The following is a 14,340-nucleotide window of genomic DNA, read 5'->3' as shown; positions in this document are numbered from 1 at the left end:
CGCCTCGTCACGCCCTGAGCCCGGCGACCAGGATTCCGATCAGGCGGCGTGGGTCGTAGCGCGGGTCGGTGTCCGCGCCGATGCAGAGGTTGCCGACGCCGCGCATCAACTCGTACGCCTCGACGCCGGAGCGGATCTCCCCGGCTTCGGCCGCGGCGTCGAGCAGCTCGGTGCACACGGGCACCAGGCGGTCGAGGAAGTACGCGTGCAGCGTGTCGAACCCGGAGTTGTCGGACTGAAGCACGCCCGCCAGCCCGTGCTTGGTGACCAGGAAGTCGACGAACTGGTTGATCCACTGCTCCAGTGCGGTGTGCGCGGTGGGACTGCTCGCGAGCAGGGCGGGGCCGGCCTCGGCGCACGCGTCGACCTGGTGCCGGTAGACGGCGATGATCAGGTCCGCCCGGGTGGGGAAGTGCCGGTAGATCGTGCCGAGCCCCACGCCGGCCTCGGCGGCGATGTCACGCACCGGCGCCTCGACGCCCTTGGCGACGAACACCGCGGCGGCCGCGTCGAGGAGGGTCTCCTTGTTGCGCCGGGCGTCCTTCCGGCGCGGGGCCTCGCGCCCTGAGCTGTCGTTCACCGTGCTGTTTCCTCCCTCGCTTGCAAAAACGGAACGGTGTTCCGTATCGTTCCGGAACGAGGTTCCGTTTGCTCATGATGGCAGAGCGGGACTCTCGCGACCAAGCCATGCCGTGTCGTGCCGTGTGGCTTCACGCCCTTCTGGAGGATCACGCTCATGCAGTACCGCACTTTGGGCCGCACCGGTGTGCAGGTCAGCTCCCTCGCGCTCGGCGCGATGAACTTCGGCCGGATCGGCCGCACCACACAGGAGGAGGCCACCGCGATCGTCGACGCTGCCCTCGATGCCGGGGTCAACGTCATCGACACCGCCGACATGTACGGCGACGGCGAGTCGGAGGAGATGGTCGGCAAGGCCATCGCGGGCCGCCGCGACGACCTCGTTCTGGCCACCAAGGCCGGCATGCCGATGGGCGAGGAGCGCAATCACCAGGGCAGTTCGCGCCGCTGGCTGGTCACGGAGCTGGAGGCGAGCCTGCGCCGTCTGGGCGTCGACCACGTCGACCTGTACCAGATCCACCGCTGGGACCCGAGGACCAGCGACGAGGAGACGCTGTCGGCCCTCACCGACCTCCAACGCGCCGGAAAGATCCGCTACTTCGGCTCCTCGACCTTCCCCGCCCATCGCATCGTGCAGGCCCAGTGGGCGGCCCGCGAGCACCACCTGAGCCGCTACGTCACCGAACAGCCCAGCTACTCCATCCTCCAGCGGGGCATCGAGACCCATGTCCTGCCCGTCACCCAGGAGTACGGCCTCGGCGTGCTGGCGTGGAGTCCGCTGGCCTCGGGCTGGCTGTCCGGCGCGATCCGTGAGGGCCGGGACATCACCACCCATCGCTCGGGGTTCCTGCCGGCGCGCTTCGACACCACCCTGCCGGCCAACCGGACCAGGCTCGCCGCCGTGGAGCGGCTGACGGCACTCGCCGAGGAGGCCGGACTCTCACTGATCCAACTCGCCCTCGGCTTCGTGACCGCGCACCCCGGCGTCACCAGCGCCCTCCTCGGCCCGCGCACGGTCGACCACCTGCACTCCCAACTCGCCGCCGCGGACACGGTCCTGACCGCCGACGTGCTCGACGCGATCGACGAAATCGTCACCCCCGGCACCGACCTGGCCCCGGAGGAGAAGTTCGACACCCCACCGTCCCTCCTCGACACGACCCTGCGCCGCCGACCGCTGCCGCGGGTGTAGGGGACGAAGGGGGCGAGGTGGATTAAGGCGGGGCGAGGGGGTGCAGGAGCTGCCGGGCTGCGCGACACGGGCGCGGGACGTGCACCAAGACGGCTCGTGGCCCCGGGACGTGCACCAAGGCGGCTCGTGGGCCCGACGCCGCCGCTGATCGCTGCCGCGGGCGTGCGTCAAGGCGGCAGGTGGCCCCGACGCAACCCCGCGTCCCCGCTGACCGCTGGCGCGTGCGAAGGGGACCAACGAAGCGAAGGGCGACGAGGGAGCCGTCGGGCCGTGCGGCGCGGGTGCGGGCGTGTACCGAGGCGGCTCACAGCCCCTGCCGTGTGTGCCCGCGCCGCGCATCCCGGCCCGCCCCACCCCGCCTGCCCCCGCCCGGAACCGTGGCCCACGAGCCAGGCCCCGAGCAGCCACGGCCCCATGCCCCGCAACCCGCCGACCCCCCTAACGCCGAGCCGAGTCGAACCGAAGACCCCGCCCCACCCACCGGCCGCCCATCGCCGTACACCTACCCACCGCCGTACAGGAAAGGTCCGCCCATGCCCCACCAACCCCCGCCCAGCTTCGGCATCATGACCGCCCCCATGCAGACCGGCTACCACGACATCCTCCGCGTCTGGCGCGAGGCGGACGCCATCCCCGCGATCCGGCACGCCTGGCTCTTCGATCACCTCATGCCGATCGGCGGCGACCCCGACGGACCGGCGTACGAAGGCTGGACGCTCCTGTCGGCGTTGGCCGCTCAGACCCGGCGGCTGCGGCTCGGCGTCATGGTGACCAGCAACCGGTTCCGGCCGCCCGCCCTGCTGGCCAAGATCGCCACGACCGTCGACATCGTCTCCGACGGCCGGCTGGACTTCGGCATCGGCGTCGGCTCCCGACCAGGCCACCCCCTCGCGAGGCGCGAGTACGAAGCCCACGGGCTTCCCTTCCACCACTCCGCGCACGCGGTGGGCGGCCTCGACGAAGCCTGCACGCTGATCAGGCGCCTGTGGACCGAGGAGAAGCCCTTCGACGCGCACGGCACCTACCACCACCTCACGGGAGCCTTCGGCAACCCCAAGCCGGTCCAGCGCCCCCACCCCCCGATACTCATCGGCGGCCGCGCCTCCTCGACCCTGCGCACCGCCGCCCGACACGCCGACCTGTGGAACATCCCCGGCGGCGACATCGAGGACGCCGCCCGCCGCAGCGCCCTGCTGGACCGCTACTGCGAGGAGATCGGACGCGACCCCGCCGAGATCACCCGCTCGATCCACATCGCCATCTCCTACGACGCCCCCGCCCCCGCCCGCAGGGCCATCGGCAAAGCGATCACCGAGGGCTTCACCCACATCGTCCTCGGCCTGCCGACCCCCTATCCCGCCCAGGTCGCCCAGTGGGTCGCCGACGAGCTCATCACCCCGTCCCTCTGACCCGGCCGTCACTTCCAGCCGTACGCGTACGCCGCCACCCACGTGATCTCCAGCCGCGCACTGCTCCCCGGCGCCGCGACCGGACCCTCCAGCGCGCTCTCGTTCTGGAGGACCCAGGACAGGGGCCGGTCCGGTACCCCGCGGGTGTCATGACCCGTCAGGCGGCCGTCGACGAAGAACCGGACATGCCCCGGCGTCCACTCGGTGGACACGGTGTGCCAGTGCGTCCAGTCGTCGCTGCCCGGGAAGTAACCCTGCTCACCGCCACCGCACGGATGGTGGAAGGAGCTGAGCTCACCGTCCCACTCGCCTTCGGGGTGGTCCATCTCGCAGCCCCCGCCGTAGTGCAGCCAGGCGGACTTGTACCCCGGCGCCGGCTCGGTGACCTTGATGCGCGCGCTGTACTTGCCGTACTTCATCTGCATCACCGCCCGCGGCACCAGGGCCGCCGCATGGACGGGACCCCCGTCGGCGGGCCGCCACATCCGGACCGACATCCTTCCGTCGCCGTCCGCCGCGGGACCGACGCTCACGGTGTCCTCCGGGTGGTAGACCCCCACCACCTGCCGCCCCCGGCTGCGGGCGGTGTCGGGCCAACCCGTCGGATACGCCCACCAGTTGTCCCGGTACTTCCCCTTCAGTCCACCGCAGTAGGCCGCGGACGTGTCCACGTCGTGCTCGCAGTCGCTGAAGGAACCCAGCGGCACCCGGTCGCCGTTGAAGTCCTCGGCGAGGACCTGCCAGAACGGCCCGCAGTCCCCGCGGGGCAGCCGTGTGCTCGCGGTGTGGCAGGCGTCGCCCTCGGCGGGAGCGCCGTCGGCACGGGGGAGGCCCAGGAGCCCGCCGACCACGAGCATCAGGCCCGAGGCCAGCACCAACAGGCGCCTGTTGCGGTGGTGCGGCGCTGCGTGTGAACCCATCCCGGGGCTCCTTCAGGACCGGCGGCCGACGTCGTCCGTGCCGGCCGCGGAGCAGCGGAAGAGCCGTGGACCGCGGGCGCGGACTGCACTGCGCGAAGAGAACATCCTCGCCCGCGGAGGCCCACGGCGCCATCCCCCGACCGTCCGCGCACCATCGTGCGTAACGACTGCGGACCATCCCGCGTACCGACTGCGCACCATCGCCGGTGCCGGCCGCGCACCAGACGGCCAGTTCTGCGCGCGCCTCAGAACTCGCCGTCGATACCCGTTGCGCCCGCCTCAGAACTCGCTGTCGATACCGGTCACGACCGCCTGTCCGAGCGCCGCGTCCCCTTCGGACAGGCCGCTGTCCCGCAGGGCCCGGGAGACCAGCCGTACCGCCTCCGCCTCGGCCTCGGACCGGTCGGCGGCCTCGACCTCGACCCGGGCGGCGAACACGCCGTCGTCCTCCACGCTCAGCAGACTCAGCTCCTCGCTCTCCCCGAGATCGGTGTTCCTCGGGTCCTGGGGCCGCAGCCGTCGCCCGACGTCGGAGCAGACGCTGTCGGGGACCTCGTTGAGGAACGTGCCGGGGACGGTGATCACGTAGGTGGTCACGGGGACTCCTTTCTGACGTCCTTCCCGGTTCCCCACGACATGGATCGGAACCAGGAGATCGCGCCGGAAGGCGGAGACGGCGGGGTCCGGATGATCGCCGGGCATGGTCGAGCGGATCGGGGGTAAACGCGGCCAGGACAACCGCAGTCTCGGGATGGGCGGACGATGACGACGTCGCTGAGGGCCGGCACAGGCCCCATGGCGCTCCCCGCCCCTGCCCTCACGCTGGTGAGGACGTGCCCATGAGGTGAGATCGGCCACGGGATCGGGACCGTGGGGAGGGGTACCCCGCGGGGGCCACGCGGCCGGACCCGCGTGAGCGGTGAATCGGATGGTTGTTCCGACCGTGCTACGGCGTCGCCCCGGCGACGTGCGAAGACGGACGACATGTATGGGCTGGGGAGGTCGGGAGCGCAGTGATCCCGGAGACTGAGGCTGCCGAGTTGGTTCCGACGACGGCAGCCGCTGCCGAGACGGCGTGGGAGCTCTGGGAGCCTTCGGTGCTGCTCGTGGAGGACGATCCCGGCGACGCGGTGCTCGTCGAGGAACTCGTGGTCGACGGCACCATGAAGATGGACCTGCGCTGGGTGCGGTCGATGACCGAGGCCGCCGAGGTGCTCGCCACCGAGACACCCGACTGCGTCCTGCTCGACCTGCACCTCCCGGACGCGCAGGGCCTCGAAGCCGTCTCCCTGGTGCAGGGGCTGGCCGAGCAGGTGGCGATCGTGGTCCTCACCGGGCTCGCCGAGGAGCAGACCGGCCTCGCCGCGGTCGCGGCCGGCGCGCAGGACTACCTGGTCAAGGGCCGGGTCGAGCCCGAGCTGTTCGGACGTGCCGTGCGCTACGCGATCCAGCGCAAGCACACCGAGCAGGCGGCCGTCGCCCTCCAGGCCGGCGCGCTCCAGGCGCAGGAGAACGCCCGCCTCGAACGCGGACTCCTGCCCCGCCCCCTGCTGCGTGCCGAGGGCGTCCGTGTGGTCGCCCGCTACCGGCCCGGCCGTGCGCAGGCCCTCCTCGGCGGCGACTTCTACGACATCGTCCAGGCCGCCGACGGCACCCTCCACGCGCTCATCGGGGACGTCTCCGGGCACGGCCCGGACGAGGCGGCCCTGGGAGTCGCCCTGCGGATCGCCTGGCGCACCCTCGTCCTGAGCGGCATCACCGGGGCGGAGCAGATGGCCCGCCTCGAGGAACTGCTGATGGCCGAGCGTGCCCGGGACGAGGTCTTCGCCACCCTGGTGAGCCTGGCCGCGGTACCGGGGGAGCAGCGGGCGCGGGTCGTACGGGCCGGTCACCACGGTCTGCTGAGACGCACGGGGGCCGATGTCGAGTGGGTGGAGGTGCCGGGCGGACCGGCCCTCGGCATGCTCCCCGGCGGCGCGTGCTGGCCGACCGCTGAGCTGCCGGTCCCGGCGGGTGCGTCGGTGATGCTCTTCACCGACGGACTGTTCGAGGGGCATGTCAGCCGTGGCCCCGAACGCCTCGGCGAGGAAGGCCTGTTGGCCCTCGCCCGGGAGGGAGCGGGCCTGGACCCGGAGGAGTTCGTCGACGGGCTGATCGAGAAGGCCGAGAGCCTGGCCGAGGCGCGCGGCGGACTGGCGGACGACGTGGCCGTCGTCCATCTGAACTGGAACTGAGTGAGCGGGACGTGGTGGCGGAGCACAGAGTGGGACGAGTGACGGGCGTGGCACGGATGGGACGCCGACTGACGGTGCAGGGCTGGTTCTACCTGCTGCTGGCCCTCATGACGCTGCTGGTGGTGGTCGGCAGCTTCGTCGGCGCCCATCTGCTGAGCCGGACGGCGGAGGTGAGCGACCAACTGCTGCGGCGCATCCAGCCGGCCCAGACCGAGGCGTACCGGCTCCAGGCGGCGCAGGTGAACCAGGAGACGGGCATTCGCGGATACGCGATCACCGCCGACCGGCAGTTCCTGGACCCGTACACGCAGGGCAAGCGGGACGAGGCCGACTCGGCCGCGCGACTGCGGGGGTTCATCGGCGACCGCCCGGAACTGCTGGCCGACCTCAGGGCGATCGAGGACCAGGCGGCCGAGTGGCGCCGTGTCTACGCCGAACCCGTCGCGGCCTCGCTCACCCCGGGCAGCCCCCGGCCGCCGGACCGGGCGAAGGCCGACCGGGGCGGCAAGGAGTTCGACCGTCTGCGTGCCCTGTGGGACCGCCAGGACGCCGACCTGACGAAGGCGGTCGAGGACGGGCGCGCCCGTCTGGTCCATGAACGCAAGGTCCGCGACTGGGTCCTCGGCGGCATGGTGGCGGCCTTCCTGCTGGCCGGCCTGGCCTGCGCCGTCCTGGTCCGGCTCCTGGTGACCCGCCCCCTGGAGGCGCTGAGCAGCGCGTCGAGGCGGGTGTCGGGCGGCGACTTCGGCCACGTCATCTCCGTCGGCGGCCCGGCCGACCTGATCGCGGTGGCCAACGCCGTCGAGGGCATGCGCTGGCACATCGTGGCCGAGCTGGAGGCATCCCGCGAACACCAGGAGGCGCTGACCCAGCAGACCGCCGACCTGGACGCACAGGCCGTGGAACTGCGCCGCTCCAACGCCGAGCTGGAGCAGTTCGCCTACGTCGCCTCCCACGACCTCCAGGAACCGCTGCGCAAGATCGCCTCCTTCTGCCAGCTGCTGGAGAAGCGCTACGGCGACGCGCTGGACGACCGGGGCCGGCAGTACATCGACTTCGCCGTCGACGGGGCCCGGCGCATGCAGGTGCTCATCAACGACCTGCTGACCTTCTCCCGGGTCGGACGCGTCAACGACGCCCGGGTGCCCGTCGGGCTCGACCAGGCGCTGGACAAGGCGCTGGCCAACCTGGGGGCCGCCGTGGAGGAGTCCGGCGCCCGCGTGGACCGGCCCGAGCGGCTGCCCGAGATCGTCGGGGACCCGACCCTGCTGGCCATGCTGTGGCAGAACCTGATCGGCAACGCCCTCAAGTTCCGCCGGCCGGAGCTCGCCCCGCACGTGTCCATCACCTGCGACACGGACCCGGACGAGCCGGACAGCCTGCTCATGACCGTCACGGACAACGGCATCGGCATCCCCGAGCAGTTCACGGAGAAGGTCTTCATCATCTTCCAACGGCTGCACGGCCGGGACGCCTACGGCGGTACCGGCATCGGGCTGGCCCTGTGCAAGAAGATCGTGGAACAGCACGGTGGCAGGATCTGGATCGACACCGCTCACACGGACGGCACGCGCTTCTGCTTCACCCTCCCGTCCTTCGTCGAGACCCCGGAGGCGTCCGGGATCGGCACCGAGGAAAAGGCTCTGACATGACCACCCCTGCCGCCAGGCCGATAGACGTGCTCCTCGTCGAGGACGATCCCGGCGACGAGCTGATGACCCGTGAGGCGTTCGAGGACAACAAGATCGGCAACACGCTCCATGTGGTGCGGGACGGCGAGGAGGCGCTCGACTTCCTCTACCGGCGCGGCGAGCACACCGAGGCGCCGCAGCCCGACCTGATCCTGCTCGACCTGAACCTGCCCAAGTACGACGGCCGTCAGGTCCTGGAGAAGATCAAGTCCGACCCGGAGCTGTCCCACATCCCGGTCGTCGTCCTGACCACCTCGGCGGCCGAGGAGGACATCCTGCGCAGCTACCGCCTCCACGCCAACGCCTACGTCACCAAGCCGGTCGACCTGGACCAGTTCATCGCCGCGGTCCGCCAGATCGACGACTTCTTCGTCCAGGTCGTCCGCCTGCCCCGCCACTTCTGACCCGCGAAACGGAAACCCGGCCGGCCGGCCGTCAGTCGTCGCCGGCCGGCGCGGCGCGTGCCGGTGCGCTGAGGAGCGCCCGGCTCAGCGGCGAGTACGCCTTCGTGGCCACTCTCTGGGGACGCCTGGTCGGTGACGCCGTCGACTTCGTTCAAGAGCGTCCCGCGGAACTAATGCTGTCGAACTGAGGTTCCCCCGCCCGTAGTTCGTTCGATTCTCCAAACTTTCGGTGCAGTGGGTTACTGGTCGCGTCGCGCACTGGTAGGAAACATTACTAACAATCAGGTCCGGACCAAGTTCGGGCCAACTCGCCACCCCCCACCTCCACTTGGAGCCCCCGTGGAACCTGACGCAGTGCAGCCGACCGCCCACACCTCCCGCCGTGCCGTCCTCGCCCTCATGGGCGCGGTGACCTGCGCCGGCATCCTCAGCCCCGCGATCGCCACGGCGGCGCCCGCGGCCGTGCCGGGTCTCGACGACCCCGCGAAGAAGGAGATCGCCATGAAGCTGGTGTCGAGCGCGGAGAACTCCTCGCTCGACTGGAAGGCCCAGTACAAGTACATCGAGGACATACGCGACGGCCGCGGCTACACCGCCGGCATCATCGGCTTCTGCTCCGGCACCGGGGACATGCTCGACCTCGTCCAGCTCTACACCGACCGCAAGCCCGGCAACGTCCTCGCCAGGTACCTGCCGGCCCTGCGGCGCGTCAACGGCACCGACTCCCACTCCGGCCTGGACCCGAACTTCCCCGCCGACTGGCGCAAGGCCGCCCAGGACTCCGCGTTCCAGCAGGCCCAGAACGACGAACGCGACCGCGTCTACTTCAACCCCGCCGTCCGCCAGGGCAAGGCGGACGGGCTGCGCGCGCTCGGCCAGTTCGCCTACTACGACGCCATCGTCATGCACGGCGACGGCGGCGACGCGACCAGCTTCAGCAGCATCCGCCGACGCGCCCTGCGCACGGCCAAGCCGCCGGCGCAGGGCGGCAACGAGACCACGTACCTCAACGCCTTCCTCGACGCGCGCGTGTGGGCGATGAAGCAGGAGGAGGCCCACAGCGACACCAGCCGGGTGGACACCGCACAACGCGTCTTCCTGCGCCAGGGCAACCTCGACCTGAACCCGCCGCTCGACTGGAAGGTCTACGGCGACAGTTACCACATCGGCTGACGTGAGAGCGGCCCGGCGAGGGGATCGCCCAGCGTCGGGCCGTACACGCGAACGCTTGTCGTGAAATCGCTCAGGGCGGAGTGTGTTTGGCGTCGGAACGAGCGGTAACGCGATGTCCATGAGTGAATCGAACGAGCAGACGAACCAAGATTCCGCGCCGGCTCGGACGGCCGCTTCCAAGGCCCGGCGCACCACGGCGAAGGCGACGGCTCCCGCGTCCAAGGCCGCGTCCAAGGCCGCCGCCAAGACGGATGACACCGCGTCAGCCGCCAAGAACGCGACCAAGGACGTGACCGAGCGTTCCGCCAAGGCGGTCAGCGGGGCCGCCCAGACCGCGGCCAAGGGTGTCGAGGTCGGCCGGCAGACCGTCGTCGCCGCCTCGGGGCAGGCCGCCGCCGTCGCCAAGACCGCCTGGACGGTGGTCGCCCAGCGCAAGCTCATCGCCGCGGGCGTCGGCGCGGGCCTCACGGTGCTCAGCGTGACGTCGTACGCGGCGGGCCGCCGCGCCGGGCGTCACACCCTCGGGCCGATCACCCGGATGACCGGCGGCCGGATCTGAGCGCCTCCTCCAGGACCTGAGCGATTCTCCCGGACGGGCCTGGTGCTCTGTCAGTTCCCTTGTGACAGAAGGTCGTTGAGGCGGGTACCGGCCGCCCAGCTCCGGAGAGCGGGACCGTCGAGCAGCCGGATCGTCTCCTCCCGCTGGGCCCACCGGACGTCGCGGGCACTGAAGACACCGCGATGCACGACCAGACGCAGCGCCGAGTCCCGCTCCCCGCGGTGCGGGTGGGGATGCGGCAGGTCCTCGTCCGGGAGCGGTTCGGCCACCGGCCGGAAGGCCACGTCGATCCGCCGACCGGCCGCGTCCCTGGCACACAGGCGCGGCCGGTCCGGCGCGGGCAGCAGCCGCACCCGCCACCCGTCCCGGCGCAACATCCGCGCCACCGCCAGTGCGAGCCCCTCGGTGTCGAGGGCGAACAGTTCGTCCGCGGTGTAGTAGCCGAGGCGGCGGCGGGCACCGGGCCGCCCGCGCCGGACCCCGGCCACGACGGCCAGGGCCAGGAACGCCACCCCCGCGACGGGCACGGCGGGCCCGACGGCGTGATAGCCGACGGTGAGCGCGGCGACCACCGCGCACACGACCGCCACCACACCGGCGAAGGCGGGCAGCACATCACGGAACCTGGGCCCGTAGCGGCCCTCGGCGCGCAGTCGGCGCACCAGATGCCGTTTCCGCAGCCGACGGGACGGGACCGGGCCGGACGTCCACGACAGACGTGCCACAGCCCCGGCCCCCCTCTGACGTCGGTTCGCGCCCCTCTCTCCACCGATACCCAGCGCACGGCCAAGTCCCCTGCACGCAGAGGGAATTCGGCCATCCACCCCCAGCGCATCGAAGCGCCGGGGGGCGCGTCGAGAGGCGCCCGCCACGCCCCGCGTACCACCGCCACCACGCGTAGCGCCGGGTTGGCAGCGCCATCCCACCGCCACCACCAGGAGCGCCGGTTCGCGGCGCCATCCCACCGGCCCCCCGACGACGGACAGCAGCCCTCGGTCTGCCACGGCTGGCTTTCGCCGGGCGACCCGGGGGAACCCGGTTGCACCCACACCGCACGGGGTGAGGCTGGATTCACCGACGCGGGGATTCACCGAGGCTGGATCCAGCGAGGCGGGGGACCCGGGAGGGACGGAACCGTCGAGGGTCGTACGCCGTCGCACGGGGCCGACCAGCGAGGAGAGGACGACATGCCAGGGCCGGAGGACACGGAGCCCCGCGGAGAGCCGGCGGCCCCCGCCGCCGCGCTGACCGGTGCGCTGGAAGCCATCGGGACCGCGGCGTACGTGGTGGACGAGGAGGGCCACGTCATCGCCGTGAACGCCCGTGCCCAGCAGCTGCTGGTCCGGCCCGCCGAGCGTCTCCTCGGCCGTGACGCGCACGACCTGCTGCACCGGGACGCCCACGGGCACCCCCTGCCGAGGAGCCAGTGCCGCATGCGCCAGGCCTTCCACGACCGGCGCACCGCACAGGCCGACGAGGACTGGTTCGAGTGCGGCGACGGCACACTGCTGCCGGTCTCCTGGGTGATCACCCCGTACGACGCCGGGGACGGGGAAGCCGGCACGCTGGTGCTCCTGCACGCCCGGCAGGCGCCGGAGCCCGCCCGGAGCCAGGGCCCGGGCACGGCGGCCGGACCGATGCCGGAGCTGCAAAGGCTCGCCCTGCTGGCCGAGACCACCGCCCGGCTGACCTCCACGCTCGACGTCGAGGAGACACTGCGGCGGCTCACGGAGCTGGTGGTGCCCCGGCTGGCGGACTGGGTCGTCGTCGACCTCATCACCGAGCGGGACGAGGTGTGGCGTACCGCCGTCGTCCACGCGGAGGGCGAGGGCCTGGTGCGTCACGAGGACCTCCAGGGGCCGATGCCGCCCGTCCCCGCCCAATCCCCGATGCCGCTGTCCCGGGCGCTGCGCGGGGTGGCCTCCGCGCTCGCCGGACCGCGCACCTACCAGCGGGCACCGGACTCCGGCATCGCCGTCGAGCAGCGCCGCCTGTTCGAGGCGACCGGTATCCGCTCGGCCGTCATCGCCCCCATCCGCAGCACCCGTGCGGTCCTCGGAGCACTGACCCTGGGCCGCGCCAAGGACCCGGTCGACTTCAGCACCGCCGATCTGCCCCTGATCGAGGACATCGCCCGCCGGGCCGGACTGGCCCTGGACAACGCGCGCCTCTACCAGCGCCAGCGCAAGGTCGCCGAGACCATGCAGAACCACCTGCTTCCCCAGCTGCCGCAGGTGCCCGGCCTCCAGATGACGGCTCGCTATCTGCCCGCCCCCGACGCCTCCCAGGTCGGCGGCGACTGGTACGACGCGTTCTCCCTGTCCGACGGGGCCACCGCGCTCGCCGTCGGGGACGTCGTCGGCCACGACCTGGAGGCGGCGGCCGGCATGGCCCAGCTGCGCAACATGCTGCGCGCCTACGCCTGGGCCCACAAGGAACCGCCGAGCCGGATCGTGGACCGGCTCGACGAGGCGATCATGCACATCACCGACGTCAGCATGGCCACCATGATCTTCGCCCGGATCGAGGAGCGGGACGACGGCCACTGGGAGCTGAGCTGGACCAACGCCGGTCACCCCCCGCCCCTGCTGATCAGCCACGACGGCCTGGCCCGCTTTCTCACCGACGGCCACGGCATCCTCCTGGGCACCGGGGTCCGCACCCCCCGCACCGACGCGAGCGCCGTACTGCCGCCCGGATCCACCCTGCTGCTCTACACCGACGGACTGATCGAGGCACCGGGGCACACCCTCGACGAGGGCCTGCACCGCCTGAGCAGACACGCGGCCTCGCTCGCCCACCGTCCCCTGGCCTCCCTCACCGACCAGGTGCTGCGCCGCGTCCGGCACGACCGCAACGACGACGACGTCGCCCTTCTCGCGGTGCGGGCGCCCGCCGACACGTGAACCCGACCCCCACGACCCCGCGGCGACGGACCACCGTGATAGACAACGCCCGTGACGCCACGGGTCCCCGCGCCCGACTCCGGCGACCGCCCGACAACAGGACTTGGTGCCAGTGATTCTGAAGACCTTCCGCTGGGCGTTCGCGGTGACCGCGCTCGGCCTCGCCGTGGGAGTGCTGTACGACGGATGGGCCGCGTTCGGCATCGTGGCCATCCTCGCCGTACTGGAGATCTCGCTGTCGTTCGACAACGCGGTCGTCAACGCCGGGATCCTGAAGAAGATGAACGCCTTCTGGCAGAAGATCTTCCTCACGGTCGGCGTCCTGATCGCCGTGTTCGGCATGCGGCTGGTCTTCCCCGTCGTCATCGTCGCGATCACCGCGAAACTCAACCCGTACGACGCGGTCCAGCTGGCCCTGACCGACAAGGACCGCTACCAGCAGCTGGTCACCGACGCGCACCCGTCGATCGCCGCCTTCGGCGGCATGTTCCTGCTGATGATCTTCCTGGACTTCATCTTCGAGGACCGGGACATCAAATGGCTGGCCTGGCTGGAGCGCCCGCTGGCCAAGCTCGGCAAGGTCGACATGCTGTCGGTCTGCATCGCCCTGATCGTCCTCCTGATCACCGCCTTCACCTTCGCCGGCCACGCCCACCAGCACGGCGGCGCGCACGCCGACAAGGCACAGACAGTCCTGATCTCCGGCATCGCGGGCCTGATCACCTACCTCGTCGTCGGCGGGCTCTCCGGCTACTTCGAGAACCGGCTGGAAGAGGAGGAGGAACGCGAGGAAGCGGCCGAACGCTCCGGCAGGCCGGGCTCGGCGGTCCAACTCGTGGGCCAGGCCGCGTTCTTCATGTTCCTCTACCTGGAGGTCCTGGACGCCTCCTTCTCCTTCGACGGCGTGATCGGCGCGTTCGCCATCACCAACGACATCGTCCTGATGGCGCTGGGCCTCGGCATCGGCGCGATGTACGTCCGGTCGCTCACCGTCTACCTGGTCCGCCAGGGCACCCTGGACGACTACGTCTACCTGGAGCACGGCGCCCACTACGCGATCGGCGCCCTCGCGGTGATCCTCATGGTCACGATCCAGTACCAGATCAACGAGATCATCACCGGCCTCGTCGGCGTGGTCCTGATCGGCTGGTCCTTCTGGTCCTCCGTGCGCCGCAACAAGGCGCTGGCGGCCGCCGAGGACAGGCAGAAGACGGACTCGGTTCCGGTGCCGTAGACCCGACCCGCCGTCATGGCCGGGCGGGAGCGGGGCAAC

General features: G+C 71.5%; 13 protein-coding genes. 9 read left to right on the top strand and 4 right to left on the bottom strand.

Annotation, left to right across the window (positions count from 1 at the left end; genetic code table 11):
- Positions 1–7: 7 nt before the first annotated feature.
- A complete protein-coding gene (locus tag AQJ54_RS28345) occupies positions 8–580 on the bottom strand; it encodes a TetR/AcrR family transcriptional regulator (RefSeq protein ID WP_062241966.1) in 573 nt (190 codons plus the stop codon).
- Positions 581–736: 156 nt separating this feature from the next.
- On the opposite strand from AQJ54_RS28345, the gene AQJ54_RS28340 reads away from it, so the two are divergent.
- Complete coding sequence (locus tag AQJ54_RS28340; RefSeq protein ID WP_062030724.1) at positions 737–1,771, top strand: aldo/keto reductase; 1,035 nt, start codon at positions 737–739, stop codon at positions 1,769–1,771.
- Between the two features lie 533 nt (positions 1,772–2,304).
- Positions 2,305–3,180, top strand: a complete 876-nt coding sequence (locus tag AQJ54_RS28335; RefSeq protein ID WP_062241964.1) for an LLM class flavin-dependent oxidoreductase — start codon at positions 2,305–2,307, stop codon at positions 3,178–3,180.
- 8 nt (positions 3,181–3,188) lie between these two features.
- Here the strand turns inward: AQJ54_RS28335 and AQJ54_RS28330 are convergent, their stop codons facing one another.
- Complete coding sequence (locus AQJ54_RS28330; RefSeq protein ID WP_062241962.1) at positions 3,189–4,100, bottom strand: glycoside hydrolase family 16 protein; 912 nt, start codon at positions 4,098–4,100, stop codon at positions 3,189–3,191.
- Between the two features lie 279 nt (positions 4,101–4,379).
- Positions 4,380–4,697: a hypothetical protein gene (locus AQJ54_RS28325; RefSeq protein WP_062241960.1), complete on the bottom strand. Its 318-nt coding sequence runs from the start codon at positions 4,695–4,697 to the stop codon at positions 4,380–4,382.
- Positions 4,698–5,140: 443 nt separating this feature from the next.
- On the opposite strand from AQJ54_RS28325, the gene AQJ54_RS28320 reads away from it, so the two are divergent.
- The 5 genes from AQJ54_RS28320 (at position 5,141) to AQJ54_RS28300 (ending at position 10,161) form a co-directional block, all read left to right on the top strand.
- A complete protein-coding gene (locus AQJ54_RS28320) occupies positions 5,141–6,334 on the top strand; it encodes a PP2C family protein-serine/threonine phosphatase (protein ID WP_062242412.1) in 1,194 nt (397 codons plus the stop codon).
- Between the two features lie 56 nt (positions 6,335–6,390).
- On the top strand, positions 6,391–7,986 hold the full coding sequence (locus tag AQJ54_RS28315) for a sensor histidine kinase (RefSeq protein ID WP_062241958.1): 1,596 nt from the start codon (positions 6,391–6,393) through the stop codon (positions 7,984–7,986).
- Positions 7,983–8,429: a response regulator gene (locus AQJ54_RS28310; protein ID WP_020138284.1), complete on the top strand. Its 447-nt coding sequence runs from the start codon at positions 7,983–7,985 to the stop codon at positions 8,427–8,429. Before AQJ54_RS28315 ends, AQJ54_RS28310 begins: the two co-directional genes overlap by 4 nt.
- Before the next feature lie 399 nt (positions 8,430–8,828).
- Positions 8,829–9,602, top strand: coding sequence for a chitosanase (locus AQJ54_RS28305; RefSeq protein WP_248845456.1), 774 nt, complete (start codon positions 8,829–8,831; stop codon positions 9,600–9,602).
- Positions 9,603–9,714: 112 nt separating this feature from the next.
- Positions 9,715–10,161 carry a hypothetical protein gene (locus tag AQJ54_RS28300; protein ID WP_062241954.1) on the top strand — a complete coding sequence of 149 codons (447 nt, stop codon included), beginning with the start codon at positions 9,715–9,717 and terminating at the stop codon, positions 10,159–10,161.
- Positions 10,162–10,211: 50 nt separating this feature from the next.
- Here the strand turns inward: AQJ54_RS28300 and AQJ54_RS28295 are convergent, their stop codons facing one another.
- On the bottom strand, positions 10,212–10,886 hold the full coding sequence (locus tag AQJ54_RS28295) for a hypothetical protein (protein WP_062241952.1): 675 nt from the start codon (positions 10,884–10,886) through the stop codon (positions 10,212–10,214).
- A gap of 462 nt (positions 10,887–11,348) precedes the next feature.
- Between AQJ54_RS28295 and AQJ54_RS28290 the strand changes: the two genes are divergently transcribed.
- Both AQJ54_RS28290 and AQJ54_RS28285 read left to right on the top strand, forming a co-directional pair.
- Complete coding sequence (locus AQJ54_RS28290) at positions 11,349–13,067, top strand: SpoIIE family protein phosphatase (RefSeq protein WP_062241950.1); 1,719 nt, start codon at positions 11,349–11,351, stop codon at positions 13,065–13,067.
- Positions 13,068–13,179: 112 nt separating this feature from the next.
- The gene (locus AQJ54_RS28285; protein WP_062030736.1) at positions 13,180–14,301 is read left to right on the top strand and encodes a DUF475 domain-containing protein; all 1,122 of its coding nucleotides are present in this window, start codon (positions 13,180–13,182) and stop codon (positions 14,299–14,301) included.
- Positions 14,302–14,340 lie beyond the last annotated feature (39 nt).

The organism is Streptomyces griseorubiginosus, assembly GCF_001514195.1.
Lineage (GTDB): Bacteria > Actinomycetota > Actinomycetes > Streptomycetales > Streptomycetaceae > Streptomyces > Streptomyces griseorubiginosus.
The sequence above is the reverse complement of the archived record's forward strand: the minus strand, read 5'-3'. Positions and strand labels throughout refer to the sequence as shown.